A 21479-nucleotide genomic window follows, 5' to 3' on the forward strand; every position below is an offset into this window, starting at 1 on the left:
CCGCCGCTCACCGCGGCGAAAGGACTGTAGGAGCTGAGCATGTCGTTCCCGCTGCCCGAACCCATACCGTTGCCCATGCTGTTGAAACTCGACATCAACTGCTGCGCCATCTGCTGGGGACCAGAGAATGCTTGCTGAAACGGCTGCAGTAGTTGCTGGGGCGCTGACATCGCCTGCTGCATCGGCTGCATGAACTGGGACGGGTCCATCGACTGCTGGTTGGCCACCGAGCCAGGGGTGTTCTGCGCCATGCTCGATACGGCTTGCTGTGCAGCATCCAGTGCCGGTTCGGCCGGATTGACCAACGGTGGCGGCGGCGGCTTGGGCACCGGGGCTGAGGCTGTAATCACTTGTGCGTCATACAGACTCATAAGTGAGGCATTCTGGACCTGGTGCTCCACATACTCGGTGTCGAGGAACGTGATCACCGGGGTGTTGATGCCCATGAAGTTCGTGGCGACCGCTGTGGCCTGGGAGATTCGGTTCTGGATCGACTTCGCCGATGGGACCATGGACCCGCGCGTCGACGAGTAGGAAGCGGCGACCACCGCAGCCGCAGCGGCCAGGCGTGTGCATTCAGCCACCATGGCCTGCAGCCACCCGCTGTATTCGGTGATTTTCGCCTGGCGGGCAGCCACAGTCAGCCCCGGCCACAACGCATCCATGGCACCGGTGTGGGCCAGCAGCACTCCTTCCTGGATCTCGAAGTTCGCCGCCAGGGCCGTGAATGCGCCGGCCGCGGCCAGATATGTCGCGGGGCCCAGTCCGGCCTCCATGCGCCCAGCATTGATTTCAGGCGGGTAGGTCGCCCAAGGCTCGGTCACGCTGCCTCCGAAAGGTAGCGCCGGAACTCCGTGCCCGGGGCCACCGGCCGCACCCGCACCTTCTCACCGGACTGCGGCGCTTCAGCGACCATTCCGTCACCAAGGTAGAGCTGAACGTGCGTTGGCCCTCCGCCACCAGAAAACGCTGACGGAGGAAACGCCAAATCCATTGCCCGAGGCGAAGAAACAGGCGACCCCCCGGCATACTGCGACTGCGAGGTCGACGACCCCAACACATCGCTCCCAGTCACCTGGAAATAGCCCCACCGGGTGTACCCCGAGCAATCCACACCCTGCTTCTTCCAGTCACCATGGGCATCGGCAGCTCCGCCGCCGTCGCGAATACCCTGGGAGGGACCTGGGTCTCCCCCATGCCCCCCGCCCCACGCGTAGTCCACAGCCCCAGACGTCTGTGACACGAACGAATCGAGGCGCGATTTCAGGTCTGTCGGCGTACCCGGACTATCGGTTATCGACCCCACCGCACCCATCGGCGTGGCTGATCCGCCGCCGGGAAAACCCCCTCCAGCGGGCAACCCACCACCGCCGAGCATCGATGTCAGCGGCGACAAAAACTGCTGCGGCAACGATTGCGCCGACGACACCGCCGACTGCAAAGGTTGCATCAAACCTGACGCCGCCTGCATCGGCGCATTCGCCATCCCCGGCACAGGCATATTTGATTTGAACGCATCCAACGGCGATCCACCCCCAAGGGCGGACCCTTTCCCGCCACCAGAAAATCCGTTGGGACTGCCACCGCTCTTACCAGAACTGCCCTCGCCACCTAGTTTCGTAAAAGCGTTGGCAGACTTGCCGTCCCCATCAACGATGTCACGGGCCCCGGTTAGCGAATTTGAAACTGTCCCCTTGCCGTGCGCCTGAGCATTCGAAGCATGCCCGTTCGAAGAATCGACAAAACCGTCCATCCCAGAGCGACCAGGACCAGTCCCCGGCGGCGCCGGCGTTTCCGCAACTCCACCGAGCCGACCCAGGTTCCCATTTACTACCGGCGAATCAACAGTTGTATCAGGACTAGTCATGCCAGATCGTCCTCATTCACGCTCAGGTAGCGGTGCCGTATGAAAAGTTCATCGACGAATCCGCCTCGTCCTCATCCACACCACGAGCGTGTTCTTCGAGCACGTTGGCCAGCCTCAATAGCTCCGCTTTGACCGCCTGCCCCTTGGTGTGCGCATCGTGGACACCGGCCTCCAGCGCCGACGCGGTATCGGCGTAAATACCCGCCGGAGCACCATCAAGGGTGTTCAGCGAAGCTTCCCGCCGATAGGTCTGCAACAGGTCGTCCTGTTCGCCGAGAAACTCGGTCACCTCTGAATCGGCGATATCACGCAGCTTTTGAACAGTGGCCCGCAATTGCCCTAGATCAACGGAAGTGTCCACCATGGGACTATCCTATCCGCCGCAAACCACCAACCTGTCGCTTAAAAAGGTTCAGGCAATTTTTGCGCGCTGTTGATAATGCGCAACAAATTCGGCGATCTCTTTCTCCCACCGGCCCGCCGTCGCCGGCATATACGTGACGTGGCAGTTGCCATCCAGCCGCCAACTCGGCACGCTCAACACCGCACCACCGTCGAGCTCCACCAGCCCGATCGCAGCGTCCTTCGACTCGACTCTCCGGTCATGCGACCACACCGAGACACACACTTGCGCGGCGGCCAACGGCTCCTGGGCCAACAAATCGAGCAACCGTCGACCCCGCTCGGCCCCCACCCCGGCGTCACTGAGAACTCCCGACGCGGCCTCAAGCCCATCAGGCTCGCCGGCTCCCACCCGCACCCGCGACACCGCCGTCAACGCGGGCAGGCCAACCGTCACTTCCTGCAGGCCGCCATACGGCCGCCCAGGAGAAAGCGCCTCCCACAGCAACCGCGCCGCCTGCACGACCGGGTCGGCATGTGCACAATCCACACCGGACAGCGACACACATCCCCGGTACTGCACAGCAGCCGAAACCACCTCATCGGTGACCGCCACAACAAACTTGGCCTGAGGAATCACCACAGACGTCGCCTCGGCCAGCTCACGCCACTGCGGAGCAACATCATCAACAGATACGCTGCGCCGCACAGCATCGCGATATAGCAACACAGTGCCGAACAACTTCACCGCGGGCGCCGCGAACGCCTCCAATACTGGGCGCCTGGACTCCTCCAGCACCAGCTCCCCGGCCCGTTCGACAGCGACACCGGTGTTCAACAAGTCACTCCGCAGCTGATCATCAAGAGCACTGCCACCGGTGACGGCGCCCAGCACTGCCGGGAACGGCGGCACCAAACCCACACGGTGCAGGTAGTCCCAGTGCACCGCGGTAAACATGGCCGACCCGCCTACGCGACAGCGAACGGCGTCGCCGCCGCCACATCGGTGGCCACACCACCAAGCTTGTTCGACTGCGACACCGACAGATAGGCCAGCAGGTTGGCCCCCGATGCCTGGCACAACGCGTCGAGCTCGGCGATCTGCGCCTGCATCGCGGTGGTGGCCGTAGCCGAAGCCAACTCCATTCCCGGCGGGACCACCGAATGCGCGATACCTGTCTGCGCCAAGTTCGACGCCATGTTAGCCAGGTTGAAGCCCTGCAACGCCGAGAGCAACCCCTCGATTTCGCCGACACCCAAGAGTCCGAAGTCCATCATCACTCCATTCTAAAGCGACTGAATAGCCGAACACTCCACTAAAGCAGCAAATTCTACCTGCCAAACATGCCCGTAAACAGCAAACATCACGCCGCAGCGCCCTGCGCCGATGGCAACGTCTGGCGCCGCAAGTACTGCGCGTACCACGACGCCCGATCTAAATCGCCAGCCAGCAGGGCTTCACGCGCAGACGAATACAAGAACCCAGCAATACGCTGATCGTATCCACGCGGCGAAGACCGCAGCACCGCCTCACCGGTGTCCGACCACCGCGAAGCGAACATCGACGCCGACTCCAACCGAGCCTGCCCCTCACGCCGCAACCGGATCGTCGGCAACCGCCAATGCCGCTCCGCCACACCCAACAAATATCTGATCTGATCCTCAGTGAACGTCTCAGTCTGCAACGAATACGCCGGGGCAGTCTCACGCGGCGGCGTGTACAGATACCGGATCGCCCAAGCAGCATCCATCGACATCGGAGTGAACGGCACTGCCGGGTCAGCGATTTCACGATTCCGCGTGAAAGCACACACGTGCTTGATCATCGACCGGTTCAGCCAAGGATGCCGATCAATCCCCGCAAGCAGCTTCGCAACGGTGTCCGCATTCCCGGCCCACTCAGACCGAAACCGCTCACCAAGATTGAAGTTGTGCAACAAAATCGACGCCTTCGGAATAGTGATATCCGCCGGCATGATCGACAGGTCATCACCCGTCGCGATCGCCACCGCGACAACAACACCATCATCAAGCAACGCCGTCGCAACCGAAGCAGGCCAACCAATTTCACGCATCTGCGTCACAATCGACGCGGTATTCAAAATCGTGATCCGCTGCTCCACCGGCAGCTGCGCAAGCCGATCAGGCGCTGCAGCCGAGACCGCCAACATCGCCGGCGGCCCCAGCAAGTTCAACACCCCCGCAGGAACCGACCCCAAACTCGCCGGAACCGGAGCGACACCCGCCACCACCGGCGGAGCACCCACAGGCGCAGGAGCCGGAGCAGGAGCCGGCGACACTGGCGCAGCAGGCGCAACAGCTGGTGCGGCCGGCCCGCCAGTCGGCGGCACCGCAGAAGAAGAACCCGGCGCACCCGGCGCCGAACTCACCGGACCCGACCCCACCGCGCCAGGCGTCGACGGAACCACCACAGACCCCGCATTCGGCGAAAACGCCAGGGGCGCACCGTAACCTGCCCCGCCAACAGTGGCTGCCGCAGTGCTGATCGGCTGCGCCACCGCAGGTACCGCAGCCGCGGGACTTCCGGCCAAGCCACTGACACCACTAGCCGCCGAACCCAACCCATTGACCACACCACTAGCAGCCGGGGCGCCCGCAAGCTCGGTCATCGCCACCGAAGGACCACCAGCCGGACGCGCAGAAGCCACCGGAGCGGCCGGCGAAGGACCAGACGCCACCGACGGATTGCTCACCGGCACAGCACCTACAGCCCCACCACCAGTACCGCCACCCTGATTGCTGCCGCCCTGGCCGCTCTCCGACGACGACAAGTCGCCACCACCGTGGCTGCCACCAGAATTCTCCGACGACGCAGCCAACAGATCCTTCACCGAATCATCCGACAGAAACGTCGACTCCTTACCACCCAGATTCTGAGCCATATCCATCGCCTTGGACGCCAACTCCTGCCCCGGCAACTGCGACCCCATACCCCCACCAGCTGGCGCCCCACCGGCAGGCGCCGGCATCTGCTGCGGCATACCGCCCATCAAGGCGCCAGGATTAATGGGACTTGCGGCATTTGAAAGCTGCTCTGCACCAGCACCATTGGCAGCATCCACACCCGACCCGCTACCTGCTTCGAGCGCGTCTGCACCGGGAGGGGACCCGAAACTCTCTGCCGCCGCATCCTTCTCTCCAGAAAACGACGCCGCAACTGCATCAGGTGCACCACCACGACCTCCGCCAGTTCCGCTGGTCTCCGCGAGGAATTGCTCGTGTAGTGCGCCGAGTGATGTTTCGGCGTCGGTCATGGACTTCTCGAGTTGGTCGTTGAGTGAGGCGATGTCTTCGCGGGTTTTGGTTTTGGTGTCGTCGATCTTCTTCTGGTATTCCTTCTGGGTTTCGGCGTTGGCCAGGATTTTCAGGTTCTCCCAGACCCCGATCTTGGCCGAGGCCATGCTGCATGCGGTGTTGATGTTGTTCTTGCACGTCAGTATCTGCATTCCGAGCGATGCGAAAGTCTCGGCGAGCTTCTGGCAGAACTGCTCGCCGGCATCGTGGCTTTTTGAGAGTTTGGAGAACTCTTCGCGGGTGGCATCGGCGAGCATGCCCTGGAAGTGTTCGTCACCCAATCCTGTGATGGCGCTTGTGTATTCCGAGGACATTAGGTTGTGGTGCAGGACCAGCTCGCCCATGGACGCGGCGGAGGTGGCGAACTTCTCTTCACTGTCTGTGGGGAAGTTGTCCTGGATGAGGTTGTACGGGTCGGGTACTTTCTCGACGGCCATCGGGTTTTGTCCTTGTCTCCCAGGGGTTTTACTTCGGGAATGCGAAAAGTGGAGGGTTGGGCACGAACCCGTCAGGCATCTTCGCGCCGACCGCCGAGTCAGGCATGAAGTGCTGATTGTCGATGTAGGCGTGGCTGGCGTTCACTACATACACGCCGTTGTCCAGGCGCAGCGACATGACACCCACAGTCCCGATGCGGCCAGAGCCGTAATCGGCGGACCACACCGGCGTTCCGGGAAAAGCGTCACCGATCGAGTCCGCCCACTGCGGGTTTTTCGGCTCAATTCCGACGTAGTTTTCGCGGACCCATTTCACGTCGCCGCATTCGGTAGCGAATCCGATGGTCTGCGCGACCGGCCAGCACCATGTCTGCCCGTGGTCTTGCGCATCCAGAATCCGCTCGGGCGGGAACCCAGCCGCCGCTATCGACTGGTTTCCGACGAGCGAGGTGGCCGGGGCCGGCCACGTCTTTGTGTTCGCCGTGAATTCTGCGAGATCAGGGAACGGTGCGGGGTCTGTGGCGTTGTATACGTACTCCGCCGGGTACTGGTTGTCGGTGATCCTGCCGATCTCCACCCGGGTCGTCTTCAGCTCCCCGGACTCGGTCAACTTCGTGACGTCGACGAAGACCGGTGCGTTCTCTTCGCCACGCGCGCAATGTCCGGCGGTGAGGTAGTAGCGGATCCCGCCCACACCAACGAGCGGAAACCCGGCAGTGCAGCGGGCCGGGTCCGGCCCGGATCCCACGTAGATTGGCACTCCTCCGGCCAACGCATTGACCGGGGCCGCCTTGTCCGTCGACAGCGGCGGCCCGTGGTACTCGACGCCGCTGTCCTCCGGTGCTGTCGACTTCACTGCGTGCGCGTCGTCGACAGTGGTCGTACAACCGCTCAACGCAAGAGCAGCGGCCGTAGCCGCCACCAAACTCTTCGCAAAGCGCCCGCGAATCCCCCTGGCTTTTACCATGCTTCCAAGGCTAAAGCACTGGTAAGCGCCATAGTCCGCTAAAACGTGTTCGCTGGCATTCAATGAAATACGCCCCGAAGCGGGCATAGAGCGCGAGCGTGCCTTAGCCAAACGCGCATAGCTGCGACCCGACTCCCAGCTAGCGCGCCCACTCGCACGCTACGCATCTGTTTGCCACAAATTGATAGCCAGGCAGCACGAGTGATCTCTGCCTGCAGCCGAGCAAGTGCGTCCGGCTCGATCTGATCGGAGTTCGCGGCGCTTCAGCGCGCTGAGCTTGCCAGGATGGTTGCCGAGCACCGCCGCATCAAGGCCGGGCCGAGACCGGGGTGGAGCAGATCGCCGCAGCTGGGTTCCCCGTGTCGCCACGGGTGACAGTCCCTCACTGGCGCGTCAGTCTTGAATGCGGTACGGCACGCCGTCAACGTAGGAGCGGAACCGACTGCCCCCTTCGAGGTCGTCGACGATGCCGGCCACCGCGACATCGAGGCGGGTCACGTCGAGGCCGTCGTTGCCACCGCCCAGGGGAAGGTAGGCGCGCCCACCGTCGGCACCGAGGTAGTTCACTCGATGAATGAGCGCGCCAGCCCAAAAGATGTCGGCGTTCTCGACGGTGAAGCGCTTGTCGGGGAACGTTGCCCACTCGAATTTCAGGTCCTCGTTGCGCCACCGGGTGCCCTTGACCTCCGGCATCCCGTAGGCCATGGTCAGGTTGACGTCGGCGGTGTAGACAGCGACCACTCGGTGGCTGTCCACCGAGACCTGTTCGCCGCCATCGCGATCCGTGGATACCTCGAACCGGTAGCGGTAGGTCACCCCTGCGGGTTCCACCTTCACCCACTCGGCTGCGCTCGAGTTCTCGATCCGGTCCCGCAGTTGGTAGAGGTTCACTCCCTGGTCCCATCCCTTTCCTTCGTGCTGCTGTTTTCACAGTCGCGTTTATGTGCCGAGAGCAGGTAGCTGACGGCCTCGACAACATCCGGGCCGATCTCGTTCATCGCTTCGCCGACGACCAGCCACTGCGGTGCGCCGTCTTGGTCGACGTACCGAAACACCTGTTCGAACGCAAAGACCGGCTTCAGCGTCACCTCTGTCTTCCCTGGGGCGGTGGGTCGGGCGAACTCGACTCGTGCCAATATCGATCCCTTGGCGACGACGCCCCGGTTCACGGTGGAGATCACACCGCCGGGCGGTTCCGGATCAACAGTGACACCGCCCATGTCGACCTGGCTGTTGGCCACGATGTTGAGCAGCTGGTGCTTGTCGGTGTTCGACAGGAACTGCAGGATGTGCAGCGGATGCAGCGTGCCGGTGCCCACGGCGTTGAACGGTTGGCTGCTCTTGAGTACGTCGAACACCTCCGGCCCGTACCAGTCGCGGCGAGCCTTCGCCCACTTGGCGTAGCTCTGCTCGGTCGAACGCAACGCAAACGCCACCTCGGTCGGTCTCTTCTCCTGAATGTGCGCGGGGGTGATCGCCCACACGGCGTGATCCAGCGCTGCGCGCAGGTTGTGGATGAAGTCCCCCAGGAGCAGCGCGGACTCGGTGTAGTCGAGATCGGACTCCAGCACCCACTCCGCCCACGCCGTGCGGGAGGTGTACTCATCGCTGTTGTCGCGCCGGCGGTACTGCCGCTCGGTCGCCTGCTGCTCGGCAAGGACGTCAACCAGCCGATCGCGGATCGCGAAACCGTGTTCGAGCTTGCGGAACGCCGACCGCCCCAGCAACTCCGTGTCGATGGTCTCCTCGGCCATCAGAGTCCACCACTGCGGTCGATCAGTGCGCGGGCATCTTTGATCAACAGCAGCAGGTGCAGCGGGTCGGTCGGTGAGGGCTCGAAATCGAAGTGCGTGTAAAACGCCCGGGCCTGCTCATGCAGCGCGTGAACCAGCAGTGCCCGCACCCCGATGATCTCCGCAGCCGCCACCGCGCGGGCGATCGCATCCCGCAGCAGCTGCGCACCCAACCCCTTGCCCTGTTCCTTGCGGTCGATCGCCAGCCGCGACAACAAGATCACCGGCACCGGATCGGGCATGTTGCGTCGCACCCGTCCGGGTGTGCCGGCGCGCTCCACCGCCGCCGAGGCCAGTGCATAGAACCCGACGACGCGGCCGTCCCGGCGCGTCACAAAGCACCGGGAGGCGCCCTCGACGTGGTTGGCCAGAGCGCGTCCCCGCAGGTACTGGTCCAGGGTGGGCTCGCCGCTGTCGAAGTCGGCGACCGCATCGTTCTCGCTGATCGGTCGGGGCGCGCTGTAGCCGCTCACTCGTCGAAGATCGAGGGCTCCGCGAACAACTTCTCCAGTCGCGGCTTGTGTGACACCGGCCGGTCCAGCACCGAAAGAAATTCCGACCAGGCCGGTGCGTCGAGCATGAACAGCCGGCGATCGGCGAGCACGTCGCGGGCATGAGCCAGCGTCGCGGTCACCGTGAAGTTGGTCAGATCGGTCCCCTCCGCTTCGGCGGCACGACGAATCAGCGCGTCCTGATCAGCAGTCAGGCGCACCGCGAACCGCTCCGTCTTCGTAGCCATACACACCATTGTGTGCCCATCAGGCACACAATGCAACGGGGCATTGACCCGCGTCTTGACCAGCGGCGATGCAATCCATACCGCTGCCTGCTCGCTCGGTGAAGCGTTCAGGTCTTACGCCAGGCCGGTCAGCGCTTCCCAGGATCGGCGGTTGTGCTCGTGGATGGCGTGGAGCTCGCGGTCCTGGTCCATGCTGGTGGTGGTCAGTCCTCGGGGCCGGCGGACGGCGGCGGTGTTGGTCTGGATGAGTCGGGCTCTGCCAGCCAGGTCAAGATCTGGTCTGCCTTGCCGCTGTCGCGTTGGGTGAGTTCGCCCTTGGGCAGGTCGGTGCGCAGCGGAGTCGATGCGGATCCGTACATGCGGGTTGCGCCGGTGACCGCGCCGGCCGGCGCATAGCCGATGATGATCACCCGCTCTGATCGTTCGTAGATCCGGGCGTTGGATGCGACATCGCCGAACGCCTCCGACCAGCCGTGCTCGGCGGCCGTGGCCGCGATACGGTCCCGCGCCGAACGCTGCTCGCCGCTGGTCTCACTGTTGTCGCCCATGATTCCCTCCGTTGGCTATCGGGACGTTATCGGATGCTGTGCGGGCCGCCGATCGGGCCATCTTGGCCAAACTGGTGGCTGACTGACCGCGGAATGCCTCTGAACGTCGAGACAGCCGAAGGCCTCTCTCACCGGACAAGCGCGCCACGCCGGCGTCGTCGTGAGGGCGGGCGGGGTTCGACGAGGCGGAGCTTGTCCGCGCGGCCGACGTAGTCAGCGTGCTCGTCGAGACGCCGCGCTGGTGATCTCAGGAATCAGGTAGTCGACTGCCGCCGCGACGCGTACTGGCGAACCGCCGAACATTCCGGCTCGTAAGGGCGCCCAGCTTGCGCCAGCGCTCACGGCTTTGTCGAAGTACCGTCCGACCGGGCTGCCCTCGAAAGTGGGGCTCTCAGCAATAGTTTCGACGAAGCGACCGAGCCAGGGGTCAGCATAAGGGCCACCGGACAGTCGCAGGTCAGCCAAGATCATCGAGAACAGCATCTCGGCCTCATCGAACAAATCGGGGTAGCGGTGACGTCCTACGCGACCGTTCAGTGCCTCGAAGAGGAACTTCGAGAACGCAAATGGAACATGGCGGACCGGTCCGGCCGCAATCTTGCGCAGCAAGTCGTCGGGCATTTTCCCGCCGCGCGCCAGATTGGTGCGCAGCGCGACGATGTCGGCCTCTTCGGGCACTGACTCCCAAGGCCCGAGCCGCAGTATCGCCGGCACACGCTCGTCTCGCACCAACGACATACTGACTTGCGCGTCGGTCGTCAGTGCCCGCACTGCCCCGTAGTTGGCGCCGTCGATCGCCGCAATAACGCCGGCGTACATCACCAATGTTGCTGGCAAGGACGCCAGGGACTGCAGGCGTTCGTTGTAAGTTTGGACCATTTGAACTGTGCCTGCCGGTGTGCCGTGGACCGTGTCGACGATAGCGAGGCTGGTCCACTGCCACGGCTGCCCCAGCAGCGTGATCGCATCAGCCAGGGCCTTGTCATGCTCAGAGCGGCCGTGGCGGCACCCCACGCTCACGAGGTCAATCACCGAGGCGGCAACATCCTGGTAGCGCTGCGCGGTCGCCATATACTCGCGGAGCGCAGCGTCGGGCGCACGATCCTTGAAAACCCTTGGAAACTTTGAGAATTCAGCGATTGCGGTGTGCACTGCGGTCTCGGTCAGATCAGCGACAGCGATATAGTTCGGTCCTACCAGCGCACTCTTGTATCGGTCGAGGAGGTCAGCTAACGGGGCGCCGGGAGGGGCAGCGGTCACACCGTCTTCAGTCCACCGGATCCCGTAGGTGATGGCGCCGCTTGGCGAGCCGTCGGACCGGCGCGTCACGCGTCTGGGAACCCCGCACGCAGCGGCGAATTCATGCAGATCCATGTTGGGGTCGAGATGCTTGAGGACTTGAGCGGCAACCCACATGACATTGGTGCGGACGTTCTCAGTCTCTTCGGGATTCAGCTGCTTTTCGCTGCGCTTAGACGGGTTCTCGTCGTCGCGCTGATGACCGGCACGGTCCAGACGATAAGGGGAATCTGACCAGTCATGAAAGGAAATTTCGGCGGCGAACTCACGCGCAATACGGCTCAACATTCATTCCTCCTACAGGAATCCACACCACCTCCCTACGAGGCGGTACGCGACCAAGGTACGCCGATAGAGCAAGCCCTGTCCAGCAAACACGACTGGCGCGTTGACGGTGGCTGCCTCTACGGAGGGTCGATCCCCGGAACGTGGGACCAGGTCAGCACCGCTCATTTGCTCAAGCTGCTCAGCGACGAGGAGTACGAGAATGTCCGCTCCGCCGTCGAAGGCCTGGCTCAAACTCGACGTTGACGGTGTCGAGCAGCCCCGTTGCGAAGTGACAGCCCAATGGAACAAATTGTGTGCAGATACATTTATCTGTAGGCGAATCGTTCCGGCGGCAGTGTAGACCTCTATCGGAACGAACCGTACACAGGTATGATTATCTGTACGCGTTTCGTTTCTTATGTGCGACTTAAGGAGGTGAACCCCGTGGAAGCACTGACCCCGAACACCGCCAAGCTACGGGGACTGTCGCGCAGCGCGCTCTACCGCCGCGCGAACGATGGCCGGATGGACCGTATTGCACGGGGGATCTACCTCCCCGCGGAGGCGCCGGCTGCCGACTGGGACCAACTCGAAGCCGCGACCCGCCGTCCCGACGCGACGATCTGCCTGACCTCCGCTCTGGCCTACCACGAGTTGACCGACGCGATCCCCTCCACACTGGACGTCGCGATCCCGCGAGGAGCGCGCCCACCGGCCAGTACAGGTGCCATCACGTGGCACCTGTTCGATCGGGACACGTTCGAGATCGGCCGCGAGCAGATCACGATCGCGGGATCGGACCAAACGATCGGGATCTACTCCCCGGAACGCTCGATCGCCGACGCGTTCCGCCTCCGCGGCGAGGTCGGACACGAGCTGGCGCGAGACGCGCTGCGCGAATGGCTGCGCCGCGGGGGAAAGCCCGCGCGGTTGCTCGACATCGCGACCCGACTTCCGCGAGCCAAGACCCCCGCTCTGCGCGCGCTGGAGATGATGGGTTGAGCGACGGCGACGAGGTGTTCCGCCGCATCCAGTCGGCTGCCCGCTCAGCCAAGGACAAAAGCGGTCCCGTCGTGCCGACCCAGGAGTACCTGATTCGGCACGTCCTCGAATCGTTCCTGGACCGGCTCACTCGCACGCCACACGCCCGCGACTTCATCCTCAAAGGCGGAATCCTATTGGCCGCCTACGGTGTTCGCCGACCGACGAAGGACGCCGACGCCAACGCCATCAACGCCGACGTCACCGCCGACCACCTCATCGACGTGGTCCGCGACATCGCCGCTGTCGCCGTCGACGACGGAGTCAACTTCGACATCGACGCGATCACCGTCCAGGACATCCGCGAACAAGCCGAATACCCCGGCTTGCGCGTGCGGGTTCCCGCGACGATCGGGCCGTGGAAAGGCGGGGCACTGTGGGATGTTTCCACCGGTGACCCGATCGTGCCGGCGCCCAGGCCGGTGACTATCGAACGAATTCTTGGCGACCCGATCACGTTACTCGGCTACGCCGCTGAGACCAGCTTGGCCGAGAAAGGAGTGACGATTCTCGAGCGCGGCATTACCAGCACCCGCTGGCGCGACTACGTCGACATCGTCACACTAGGCCGGGCGGGCTTCGACGACGCAGAACTTCTCCGCGCGGCCCGGGCCGTCGCGCGCTACCGAGGAGTCGTGCTCGGTCCAGTTGCGCCGCTCCTGGAGGGCTACTCCGCCGTGGGACAGGCGAAGTGGGCCGCGTGGCGGCGCAAGGAGGGCATCGAGTCCCTCTGCGAGGAGAACCTCGATGACCAGGCCGCGTTGGTCGCATCCTTTCTCGACCCGGTCTTCTCCCTCGGCCCCGGGTAACTGACCGAAGCCGCGGTCACAACCAGATAGTCCCGCGTCTGACACGGCGGACCGCCTGAGCCGTGCGCGGATGCGTGTCACTCTCCCGCCTCGAAGCCACGGACATAGGCTCCAACAAACCGATCCGCCGCGGTGTGGGCACATTGTCGACACACGTTCGTCGACAATGCTTGCTCTTACACGGACCGCGGCGTTAGCGTGACGTTATGCGCAAGCCCGCGTTCCTGAAATCTGGCAACTCTTCGTCCCAGGTTGGCGAGACCAGCACCGTCGAACCGTTAGCACCTGACGAGTACTGGCGGGAATTGACTCGGTGGTTCGAGCCGCGGTTGTCGGCTCGGAAGTTCGGCGCACTGGTCGGGTTGACGGAGGCCAGTGTCCGGCAGAACCTCGCCCGCGGCACAGCGGGATTCCCTCAGCCGATGAACCGGGGATGGCGCAACGAATGGTCGGAGGCCCAGGCCTTCGAGCTGATCCGCAGCCGCAAGCCGCGTCGTGGCCGTCGCACCGTCGACGGGATTCCACGGCTATACCACGACGGTAACGGTCTGGGTCCTGCAGAATTTGTTGCGGCCGAGGTGATTACGCTGCTCGATCAGCGCGACCGTCCTCGTGAATGGGTGATCCATCGCTGGCAGCCGGCCGACGACCGCGGCGTCGTGGCGGTGGCCTATGTCGAACCTGACTATCCCGAATCGTGGTGGGCGCTGCGTCTACTCGCAGAGCTCGGGGGCGTGAGCGCGGTCGCAGTGATCACCGATCACGAGGACCGCACCTCAGTGTCCACGGTGATGCAGGGCCAGATCGTCGTTGCCGAACCTGGCCCAGACGGGGTGCCGGTGGCCCGGACGGTCGGCTGGTTCGACTTGGCCCATCTGCTGCGCGTGAATATCCCGTGGTGGCCGTACGGCTTGCGGGATCTGGACGCGATGGCAGCGTGGCGTCCCGGCGCGGCCGCACAGGCGGTCAGACCGCGCACTGAGTGGTATGACGAACAGATCCTGTCCCGACTCGTTCCCGAGGGGCCCTCCCCAATCGCAGCGGAGTGCCGCCGTCTGGTTCAGATCCTCAACCGGCGGATCGAATCGCGGATCTACACCGCCGACGACGTGGACATCCCCGGCGATGTCATGCGCCCCGGTATCACGCAAGCGGCGTTTCCTCGGTATGCCATGCACGAGGTCCCCGCAGCACCGGAGCATCACGAGTTGGCGACACTGTTCTCGGTGAGGGTACCCAGCGTGGCCGCCCGGTTGGCCGCCCGCGATCTGTTGCGACGAAACCCCGACATCCGTCAGTACGTGGACTACACGATCCGCTCTGAGCCCGATCGCGGGCCGTTGGCCACCGAGTGGGTCGACCAGCTAGAACCCCTTGCGGAGGATCCGCAGACTCTGGGAGCGACGTTCGCCGAGATCATGTTGTCGGGCTCGGACGATCACCAGTTGACGTGGTGGACATCTCGACAGGACCCCAATTGCTGGGTGATCAAGACCGCTGATGGGGTCGTGTATGCGACGGTCGGAACGAAGGTGCCCGCGACGGGACATCTCAGGGAATTTGAACTGCAGGTCGGCCGAGGCCGCGCGGCGTACTTCCGTGACAGCGCTGGCGTGGTGTGGCCGATGCCTCCGCGCGGCTTCGCCTACCACAATTGTGGGTACAACGGCACAGGGCCGATCGAGCTGGCTGAGGCGGTGACCGTGTTGCGCAAGGAGGCGGCAGTTGATCTGGTCGCTCTCAAGAAGCCGCCTCTGGTGTCGGGTACACCTCTGCTGAAGCGGATCGTAGAGACAACGTCGCCGTTGGTGGTCTTCGCTGCCGAACTCGACGAGTTACTACCGCTTCACCAACAGCGGCCCCGCCAGGAATCCGACTAGAAGCCGGCGGGTCATTCATCACTCATTGCGCGGCGGGGACGGCCAGCCTTCAGCGCCGGCGGCGGCAGCGGCCTCGCGGGTCGTGATGAACGTGCCGAAATGCCCGCCACCCAAGTTGCCCCACCCGGGGTCGATTTCGCCGCGGCCAAAGGCATCAATCAGCGCGTTGGCGTCCTTCGCAAGATGGGCATGGTCGCAGTTGGCGCCGTCGTTCACGTAAAGGGTTGCGCCGTTGACGCGGTGACAGATCAGAGAGGCGCAGACCGTCCCCGGGGTTGGGACCTGTGGACGCTCATTCCAAGGGCGGACAGCGGCCCGTACCTCATTTTCAAGTGCCACTTCGACCATCTCCTTTTGTCAGGTTGAGCCACTGATCGGTTCCCGCTGTAACGGTAGCGCCAGGCGGCGACATCACGTGCTGAAGCCACCGCGAGGCCGGAGCAGTATCAGCACATATTGACGACATCCCGGATGGCTGGGTTCCGAACGCAGCTTTGGTGCTGGCGCTCGTGTCATTGCTGGGTTCTACTGTTCCGGTTAGGTTCCCGAGTTCTGCTCGGGTAGGTGATTGAGGGGGTAAGTCGTGACCAGTCAACGAAGTCGAGATGAAGACAACAAGGCGCCGGGGTTTTTTAAGCTGCACGGGTTGGAGGGGCCGGAGTTTGATCTAGCGGCTCGCTGGGCGGCACATGATGGTCCGGGTGGGGATATGAGTGTTCCGATCGGATTTGATGCCAAGGGGGCGGTCGTCGCGCTCGACTTTTCTCGGTGGACAAGCCTTGATGATCACGTTCTGGTGGTCGGGGCACCTGGCGCCGGTACGACTACGCTATTGCGGACGCTTGCGCTCTCGCTGTGTATCACCCAGCACCCTTCGCGCGCTGGAATTCTCGCTGTGGAAGGTAAGTCGGGCAAGCAGGAATACGCTGAGCTGGGTTCAAAACTCCCCCATTGCCTAGGCCATGTCACATTTTCCGATGATTGTCGTGAATGGACGGCGCGTCGGCTGACCCAAGCTCTGGCGGGACAGGTTGATCGACGGGAGAGGTTCCTGCAGGCCACGGGCATGACCAGCATTGAGGGTTATCGAAATGCACTGAGAGCCAGCCAGGTTGATGATCCGGATCGGACTGACGCGCCCGAAGTGCTCGTCCTGGTCGACAATTTGTCATGGCTGCATGGCAAGGACTTCGATCAGGCGGTTCGCCTTCTTGCCGCTCACGGTCACCGTCTTGGGCTGCGGATGGTGGTCGGTGCCCCATACCAGCTATGGGAATCGTTGGAACCTACCGGTTATTTCGATAGCTTCACGGCCAGGGTCGCGCTGGGCTTGCCCCAGCGGCAGGCTGCGGCCGTACTCGGCACCGATGTTCCCGATGATCTTGGTTCGCCCGGGGATGCCTACGTCAGATGGCTTGGCGCACAGCCGATCCGTGTCATGATCCCGACCGCTGACACGCCAGTTGCGAAAGCGCTTTGAGCCTTGAAGGTCTCAGGTGGATGAGTGGGTCTCGCGTTCTCGCCGACGCCGTTTCCGGCGCTGCGGCGGCGCCGGGTGACGGCATCGCGTTCAGCTTGCCTTCCGGAGCCTGACAACGTCGTGGTGAGCACATCCGATGCGATCGGCCGCTTCAGCGACTGAGAGATCGAGGTTGAGTAGTACTTGCATTTCATCCAAGGAGAATGTTGGTTCGGCGTCCCACGGTGCCTCGTCCCACCCCGCGTCATCGAAGCCTGAAAACAACTCGCCGCTCATGATGGACCCCCGCGAAAAGCATTGCTAATAAAGGATGTAGGCGCCCCGCTGCAGTACTAGATCATACAGGCAGAGCGCCTATCCTTCTGCCGGATCTTTGCGGGAGACGACAATGTCCAGGGAATGGTCACTGCCCCGCAGGCCAGTGCCACGGCCCTTGGGCGCGGAACGGCACCCACGAGTTCTCATCGATAGACAGGTGCGTCTCGCCGCCGTCCATCCGTCGCAGTGCGCCGTCGGTAGACAAGACGCGACACCAATCGTCGACCGAGCCGAATTCGTACTGGAGCTGCGGGTCTGGCACGAAATCACCGACGTCGATGTCGCGCCACCGCTTTTTGGCCCACCCGAGTCCAAACGATTCTGTGTCAGGCCATGGATCGTCTATACCGCGCTCTCGGCCGCGGCCGGCAAGCTCGGCAGCGGTGAACACGTTGACATAACCGAGATCGGCTAGCCGTTCACGAATTGTCCTCTCGAAATCACTGATCGCACCGTCGAGCAGGAATCCCCGCAGTGCGACGTTGACTGCCCACCATAGGGTGTCGAATGCTGGTCTTGCGATCCTGCGTGCTTCAAGTAGGTCGAACAGCGCCAGGGCGTAGGAAGCGAACCATCGCACAGCCGTGTCAGGGCGTGATTCCCATGTCCAGGCCAGGACTTTTCCCAGGCTGTCGCCTGCGTTTCGGTAGCCGTTGCGTTCAGCCTCGGTGACAAGCCAGGCTGCTTTCTCGGATACGACCGCGACCCTGATCGCTGGCTCGACATCGTTGGTGACGACTAGCGCATCCGGTGGAACGATATGCGCGGCGACAGTGCGGTCCCGAATTACGTGAGAAGTCCGCCCCTCACCCGCCGCGTCCAAGATGGCCGGCAATGTCGAACGGGCTTCCGTGGAAGAGAACAGACGATATTGGTCTATCCGCATGCCTGGCACCGTACCATCATTCGTACGGTTTTACGTACGAATGATGGTACCAATAGGGCGCGGCACCCGGCGACGAAACCCTCCCTGGGTACTGTATTAGTACTATTTCAGTACCTTGCCGATTGGAGGCTGCATGCCCGCTATCAACCTCGACTTCACCGATGACGACTACGAATGTGTCCGCGGCGCCGCAGAACGAGAACGACTGCCGATCAAATCGTTCGCCCGAGCAGCAGTCCTGGCACGCACACTCCCTTCCCCGACGTCGTGGACGCTGGTCACCTCATCCGCAGAAGCGATCACCGAGATCAGCGACGCCGCCCAGGCTGTGATGAAGCTTCGCCGCGGAACAACCTCCGAGGACGGCACTTACCGTTCAAACGGGTGCCTATGGCTGCATCTCACGACGCCAGCGGCGGTCATCGCATACCCGACCGCTCACTACACGGACGCCGGCCGCTTCCAGTTTGTGCTCGACCGCCACGGCGTCGCAACTGTCCTCGAGGATTGGTTTGACGACGGCCTGACCTGGTCGGCCGGCGACACATCGGGCCAATGGGCAGCGCATCAGCGCGCCATTGCCCTCGGTAGCCATCGCCTCGGAATACCCGTCGATCGAACCTGAACAATCAAACGCTCGCCAACCTCGGATATCGCCGCTCTCAGCGGGGTTATGCAGAGGCGAAGGCGTGCAGCTGGCCAGGGGTGGTGATTCCGAGCGCTCGGGCCCGGCCGAGCAGTTCGTGAAGTACTTCGGCGGTGGCGCGGGCATCGTCGAGAGCGCGATGGGTCGGCACGTTGCTCACGCCAAGCAGCTCAGCCAGGGCGCGCAGGGCGACCGTCGGCGCTTCGTCGCGAGTGAACAGTTTGCGTGCCAGCCGTACGGTGCAGATGGGCATGGCATTGGGCCAGGGGATGTGGTGGGCGGCGGCGGCCGCGGTCAGGAATCCAAGGTCGAACTCGGCGTTGTGTGCGACGAGGACGGCGCCGCGCGCGAACTCCAGGAACGCGGGCAGGGCTTCGCTGACCTCTGTGGCGCCGTCGACCATGTCTTGGGTGATACCGGTGAGTTTCACAATCTCGGGCGGGATGGGCTGTTGGGGATCGACCATGGTAGACATCTCGTCGACGACGATGCCGGCGTGATGCCGCACTGCCCCGATTTCGATGATGGCGTCGCGGGTGGGATCTTCGCCGCAGTTTCGAGATCGACGATGACGAACGTTGCGGTCTCCAGCGAGAGCTGGGCGGGGCCGGTTGTGCGTGTGGTGTCCACGGTTTCGATCAACTCCGTTCTCAACCGCCTAGCGTCAAGGTCCGTCTCCGATTGCGACGATGTTGTGGTTTCAGGAGACATTCTCGAAGCGGTCGGCCGTTTCGGCATCAAACGAGGTTGAGTATCCGCCTGGACGGATATGGGCAGTGATGCTCGGACCGTGACGTTCGGCGCGGCCGCCAGACATGGGCGGCGCGATCGATGAGACCGTGAGGTCGTAGTCTTTGCCTTTCTCGCGGATCTTGTCGCCCACCTTCAGCTGCCATACGTTGACCGCCATCGTGTCTCCTTCGAAGCTGGAATCCTCAGAGGCACAATCAGTTCAGATGCGCCTACTCCTTTAGAAGCGTACAGCGGGTGCCCCTGCCTCTATTTGCGTAACGGAAAGGTGCCCGCAGTGCCGGGTGTAGTGGCGTCGCGAATTGGGTCGAAGCGGCAAGGTGGTCGTTTCCGGGTCCCAAACGCTGCGCTTTGCAGACCTATAGGGTTGACTGCTTGACTGCCAGCAGCGAATCGATCTGGAAGGGAACTCGTGGGAAAAATTGTCACGGTGGAGTATGAGGACGACCTCGGCGCAGGGCCGATAGAGGCCGACGATGTTGACATTGTTGAGTTTTCGTATCGCGGCAACGAATACACACTGGTCCTCACCGCCGACAATGGCGCACAGTTCAACAAGGACATGGCGCGCTATATCACCGCGGCGAAACAGGCTGCGAAACAAGCGCTGGCGCGTGAGGCTCCCGCAGCACGGCGCCCGAAGTCCCGGTCGCAGCGGCAATCGGCCAAGCCGAAGCCGGTGCCGCGACGTAGGGCCAGTTCGCGTAGAGCTCCTGCCGAGCCGTCGAGCACCGAGGTCCGCGAATGGGCTGCGGCGAACGGCCACCGCGTGGCGCGTCGCGGGCGGGTCCCTGCTGCGGTGATGGCTGCCTACAAGGCCGCCGCTCACTGAGCGTGCGCGCGATTTGCCGACGATTGGTAGCCGCCGGTTACCTTCTGCCGGCGGGAATTCATCCAAATCCAAACCATGTCCATTTTCCTTAGCCTCCGGAGATGGGCGCCCAGGTGCACCGCGACACCTCAGGGTCCTTGTAGGGAACACGCCGTCGCCGTCGATTTGACTCCAGCCTTCCTGATGCCGGATGAGATCCACATGAAGATCGGGCCGCAATGGAAGCTGGACGCGAATCCGTTGTCCTGCTTTGAAGTTCATTCCATTCTCCCTATGTCGGATCGGTACTGTGCGCGGGAGCCTCGCACAGTGGCCATTGATCACAGCTGTGGCCGTACGCGTTCTCGTGCGCGGGCTGGCCACAATGACAGATGCGCAGTGCTGCAACGCTCGTTGGCTGAGTCATCGTGATCTCCTTACGTCAAGCAGGCGGGATGATCAGGCGGTAGCTGGGACGCCACGAGCAGCAGATTGCAGGCGGTGTCATCCCAGTCATCATCGACCTGGTACTCGCCACGCGGCAGATCCTCGTAGCCATCGGGCAGTTCGTAGTCGCCCCAGGCGACGATGCAGCCGGTGTACGGGACCGTCCAGCCGTGCCCGTAGCGCCAGGTGTGCTCGACGCCGTGGAAATCGAATTCCTCGCGGTCATACCAGGGTGCGTAGTCGGCCTCGGTCTCTCCCAAGCAGGACGGACCGTCTTCGCCGCCACAGTCGCAGTCGTAGGGCCCGCAGTCAGCTCTCTTGCCCTCAACCTCGTGCGACTCACGGCATTCGATCCAGCCACCGCATCTGTTGGTCACCATGCATTTGGTGTCGTAACTGCGACTGTCGACGTGCTCGGGGAACACGTACTCGCCCGCGTCAAGCTTGGCCTGTTCGATGTGGTCGAGGGTGATGACCAACATGTGCCTGCACACGATCTGGTCGTTGCTCATGCGCGTTTCCTTTCGCCGATAAGCGGGTCAATCGGTCAGCATGGCTTCGCGTTTGCGGCGCAACAGGTCCATCGACTCTCGGCTCATGTAGCCGATGGGTACCGCGCCGAGCTTCAGAGCAAGCTGACGCTTTGGCTCGGTAACGTCGTAGTGAGAGGTTGGCGTTCCTTGCTTCTGGTGCCACGCCCGGCGTAATCCGAGCTTGGCTGCGAAGGCGTGTAACTCGTCGTCGGTGTCGGCCATCAGGTGTGACCACACGGCGTTCAGCCGCCCCACCTGAGCCGGTCGTTGCATGTCGTCGATGTAAACGGTCATCGGTCGCTCT

23 protein-coding genes and 2 pseudogenes are annotated in these 21479 nt (G+C 63.2%); 6 read left to right on the forward strand and 19 right to left on the reverse strand.

Annotated features, from left to right (window positions below; genetic code table 11):
• From E0T84_RS20970 to E0T84_RS21030, 13 genes and pseudogenes are all read right to left on the reverse strand, one after another.
• Positions 1-824 (reverse strand): PPE domain-containing protein (locus E0T84_RS20970; protein WP_138745439.1); only part of this gene is annotated, 824 nt, incomplete at its 3' end.
• Positions 821-1867, reverse strand: coding sequence for an NlpC/P60 family protein (locus tag E0T84_RS32755; protein ID WP_081285479.1), 1047 nt, complete (start codon positions 1865-1867; stop codon positions 821-823). The genes E0T84_RS20970 and E0T84_RS32755, both read right to left, overlap by 4 nt.
• Before the next feature lie 22 nt (positions 1868-1889).
• Positions 1890-2231 carry a hypothetical protein gene (locus E0T84_RS20980; protein WP_064925411.1) on the reverse strand — a complete coding sequence of 114 codons (342 nt, stop codon included), beginning with the start codon at positions 2229-2231 and terminating at the stop codon, positions 1890-1892.
• Positions 2232-2279: 48 nt separating this feature from the next.
• Entirely contained in the window at positions 2280-3167 is an 888-nt protein-coding gene (locus E0T84_RS20985) for a hypothetical protein (RefSeq protein ID WP_064925409.1), read from the reverse strand.
• An 11-nt stretch (positions 3168-3178) separates the two neighbouring features.
• Positions 3179-3487 (reverse strand): hypothetical protein, encoded by a 309-nt coding sequence (locus E0T84_RS20990; RefSeq protein ID WP_064925407.1) that lies wholly within the window; start codon positions 3485-3487, stop codon positions 3179-3181.
• 86 nt (positions 3488-3573) lie between these two features.
• Positions 3574-5961, reverse strand: coding sequence for a hypothetical protein (locus tag E0T84_RS20995; protein WP_138745440.1), 2388 nt, complete (start codon positions 5959-5961; stop codon positions 3574-3576).
• A gap of 28 nt (positions 5962-5989) precedes the next feature.
• Entirely contained in the window at positions 5990-7015 is a 1026-nt protein-coding gene (locus tag E0T84_RS21000; RefSeq protein ID WP_131813062.1) for a hypothetical protein, read from the reverse strand.
• A gap of 306 nt (positions 7016-7321) precedes the next feature.
• On the reverse strand, positions 7322-7819 hold the full coding sequence (locus E0T84_RS21005; protein WP_064925402.1) for a hypothetical protein: 498 nt from the start codon (positions 7817-7819) through the stop codon (positions 7322-7324).
• The gene (locus E0T84_RS21010; RefSeq protein ID WP_064925400.1) at positions 7816-8682 is read right to left on the reverse strand and encodes a hypothetical protein; all 867 of its coding nucleotides are present in this window, start codon (positions 8680-8682) and stop codon (positions 7816-7818) included. The genes E0T84_RS21005 and E0T84_RS21010 overlap by 4 nt, the downstream gene beginning before the upstream one ends.
• Entirely contained in the window at positions 8682-9194 is a 513-nt protein-coding gene (locus E0T84_RS21015) for a GNAT family N-acetyltransferase (RefSeq protein WP_064925398.1), read from the reverse strand. The genes E0T84_RS21010 and E0T84_RS21015 overlap by 1 nt, the downstream gene beginning before the upstream one ends.
• Positions 9191-9496, reverse strand: a pseudogene (locus tag E0T84_RS21020) (DUF1778 domain-containing protein); the annotation flags it as partial. The gene E0T84_RS21015 and the pseudogene E0T84_RS21020, both read right to left, overlap by 4 nt.
• 167 nt (positions 9497-9663) lie before the next feature.
• Positions 9664-10008, reverse strand: coding sequence for a hypothetical protein (locus tag E0T84_RS21025; protein ID WP_138745441.1), 345 nt, complete (start codon positions 10006-10008; stop codon positions 9664-9666).
• Between the two features lie 213 nt (positions 10009-10221).
• On the reverse strand, positions 10222-11595 hold the full coding sequence (locus E0T84_RS21030) for a hypothetical protein (protein ID WP_064925393.1): 1374 nt from the start codon (positions 11593-11595) through the stop codon (positions 10222-10224).
• A 423-nt stretch (positions 11596-12018) separates the two neighbouring features.
• On the opposite strand from E0T84_RS21030, the gene E0T84_RS21035 reads away from it, so the two are divergent.
• The 3 genes from E0T84_RS21035 to E0T84_RS21045 all read left to right on the forward strand — a co-directional run bounded on the left by E0T84_RS21035 (position 12019) and on the right by E0T84_RS21045 (position 15304).
• On the forward strand, positions 12019-12576 hold the full coding sequence (locus tag E0T84_RS21035; protein ID WP_064925419.1) for a type IV toxin-antitoxin system AbiEi family antitoxin domain-containing protein: 558 nt from the start codon (positions 12019-12021) through the stop codon (positions 12574-12576).
• A complete protein-coding gene (locus E0T84_RS21040) occupies positions 12573-13424 on the forward strand; it encodes a nucleotidyl transferase AbiEii/AbiGii toxin family protein (protein ID WP_207548660.1) in 852 nt (283 codons plus the stop codon). The genes E0T84_RS21035 and E0T84_RS21040 overlap by 4 nt, the downstream gene beginning before the upstream one ends.
• Before the next feature lie 206 nt (positions 13425-13630).
• Entirely contained in the window at positions 13631-15304 is a 1674-nt protein-coding gene (locus tag E0T84_RS21045; RefSeq protein WP_064925391.1) for a hypothetical protein, read from the forward strand.
• Between the two features lie 18 nt (positions 15305-15322).
• Here the strand turns inward: E0T84_RS21045 and E0T84_RS21050 are convergent, their stop codons facing one another.
• Positions 15323-15652 (reverse strand): hypothetical protein, encoded by a 330-nt coding sequence (locus E0T84_RS21050; protein ID WP_131813061.1) that lies wholly within the window; start codon positions 15650-15652, stop codon positions 15323-15325.
• A gap of 235 nt (positions 15653-15887) precedes the next feature.
• Between E0T84_RS21050 and E0T84_RS21055 the strand changes: the two genes are divergently transcribed.
• On the forward strand, positions 15888-16784 hold the full coding sequence (locus E0T84_RS21055) for an FtsK/SpoIIIE domain-containing protein (protein ID WP_131813060.1): 897 nt from the start codon (positions 15888-15890) through the stop codon (positions 16782-16784).
• A 403-nt stretch (positions 16785-17187) separates the two neighbouring features.
• Here the strand turns inward: E0T84_RS21055 and E0T84_RS21065 are convergent, their stop codons facing one another.
• The gene (locus E0T84_RS21065) at positions 17188-17988 is read right to left on the reverse strand and encodes a hypothetical protein (RefSeq protein WP_064925385.1); all 801 of its coding nucleotides are present in this window, start codon (positions 17986-17988) and stop codon (positions 17188-17190) included.
• A 133-nt stretch (positions 17989-18121) separates the two neighbouring features.
• Between E0T84_RS21065 and E0T84_RS21070 the strand changes: the two genes are divergently transcribed.
• A complete protein-coding gene (locus E0T84_RS21070; protein ID WP_064925383.1) occupies positions 18122-18613 on the forward strand; it encodes a hypothetical protein in 492 nt (163 codons plus the stop codon).
• A 46-nt stretch (positions 18614-18659) separates the two neighbouring features.
• On the opposite strand, the pseudogene E0T84_RS21075 reads toward E0T84_RS21070, so the two are convergent.
• A pseudogene (locus E0T84_RS21075) lies at positions 18660-19169 on the reverse strand (exonuclease domain-containing protein); the annotation flags it as partial.
• 165 nt (positions 19170-19334) lie between these two features.
• A complete protein-coding gene (locus E0T84_RS21080; RefSeq protein ID WP_064925380.1) occupies positions 19335-19544 on the reverse strand; it encodes a hypothetical protein in 210 nt (69 codons plus the stop codon).
• A 252-nt stretch (positions 19545-19796) separates the two neighbouring features.
• Here E0T84_RS21080 and E0T84_RS21085 point away from each other — a divergent pair, with 252 nt between their 5' ends.
• Complete coding sequence (locus E0T84_RS21085; protein ID WP_064925378.1) at positions 19797-20216, forward strand: histone-like nucleoid-structuring protein Lsr2; 420 nt, start codon at positions 19797-19799, stop codon at positions 20214-20216.
• A 416-nt stretch (positions 20217-20632) separates the two neighbouring features.
• Here the strand turns inward: E0T84_RS21085 and E0T84_RS21090 are convergent, their stop codons facing one another.
• Entirely contained in the window at positions 20633-21154 is a 522-nt protein-coding gene (locus E0T84_RS21090) for a hypothetical protein (RefSeq protein ID WP_064925376.1), read from the reverse strand.
• A 27-nt stretch (positions 21155-21181) separates the two neighbouring features.
• Complete coding sequence (locus E0T84_RS21095; protein WP_064925374.1) at positions 21182-21469, reverse strand: DUF4031 domain-containing protein; 288 nt, start codon at positions 21467-21469, stop codon at positions 21182-21184.
• Between the last annotated feature and the right edge of the window lie 10 nt (positions 21470-21479).

Source organism: Mycobacterium sp. DBP42, assembly GCF_005924235.1.
GTDB lineage: Bacteria > Actinomycetota > Actinomycetes > Mycobacteriales > Mycobacteriaceae > Mycobacterium > Mycobacterium syngnathidarum.

Excerpts from the sequence above, each read along its gene's own strand:
- E0T84_RS21050 (WP_131813061.1), bottom strand. The coding sequence starts at position 15,652 with ATGGTCGAAGTGGCACTTGAAAATGAGGTACGGGCCGCTGTCCGCCCT.
- E0T84_RS20985 (WP_064925409.1), bottom strand. The coding sequence starts at position 3,167 with ATGTTTACCGCGGTGCACTGGGACTACCTGCACCGTGTGGGTTTGGTG.
- E0T84_RS21070 (WP_064925383.1), top strand. The coding sequence starts at position 18,122 with ATGCCCGCTATCAACCTCGACTTCACCGATGACGACTACGAATGTGTC.
- E0T84_RS21095 (WP_064925374.1), bottom strand. The coding sequence starts at position 21,469 with ATGACCGTTTACATCGACGACATGCAACGACCGGCTCAGGTGGGGCGG.
- E0T84_RS20990 (WP_064925407.1), bottom strand. The coding sequence starts at position 3,487 with ATGATGGACTTCGGACTCTTGGGTGTCGGCGAAATCGAGGGGTTGCTC.
- E0T84_RS21000 (WP_131813062.1), bottom strand. The coding sequence starts at position 7,015 with ATGCCCGCTTCGGGGCGTATTTCATTGAATGCCAGCGAACACGTTTTA.
- E0T84_RS20980 (WP_064925411.1), bottom strand. The coding sequence starts at position 2,231 with ATGGTGGACACTTCCGTTGATCTAGGGCAATTGCGGGCCACTGTTCAA.
- E0T84_RS21090 (WP_064925376.1), bottom strand. The coding sequence starts at position 21,154 with ATGAGCAACGACCAGATCGTGTGCAGGCACATGTTGGTCATCACCCTC.
- E0T84_RS20995 (WP_138745440.1), bottom strand. The coding sequence starts at position 5,961 with ATGGCCGTCGAGAAAGTACCCGACCCGTACAACCTCATCCAGGACAAC.
- E0T84_RS21030 (WP_064925393.1), bottom strand. The coding sequence starts at position 11,595 with ATGTTGAGCCGTATTGCGCGTGAGTTCGCCGCCGAAATTTCCTTTCAT.
- E0T84_RS21025 (WP_138745441.1), bottom strand. The coding sequence starts at position 10,008 with ATGGGCGACAACAGTGAGACCAGCGGCGAGCAGCGTTCGGCGCGGGAC.
- E0T84_RS21010 (WP_064925400.1), bottom strand. The coding sequence starts at position 8,682 with ATGGCCGAGGAGACCATCGACACGGAGTTGCTGGGGCGGTCGGCGTTC.
- E0T84_RS21065 (WP_064925385.1), bottom strand. The coding sequence starts at position 17,988 with ATGCGGATAGACCAATATCGTCTGTTCTCTTCCACGGAAGCCCGTTCG.
- E0T84_RS32755 (WP_081285479.1), bottom strand. The coding sequence starts at position 1,867 with ATGACTAGTCCTGATACAACTGTTGATTCGCCGGTAGTAAATGGGAAC.
- E0T84_RS21045 (WP_064925391.1), top strand. The coding sequence starts at position 13,631 with ATGCGCAAGCCCGCGTTCCTGAAATCTGGCAACTCTTCGTCCCAGGTT.
- E0T84_RS21080 (WP_064925380.1), bottom strand. The coding sequence starts at position 19,544 with ATGGCGGTCAACGTATGGCAGCTGAAGGTGGGCGACAAGATCCGCGAG.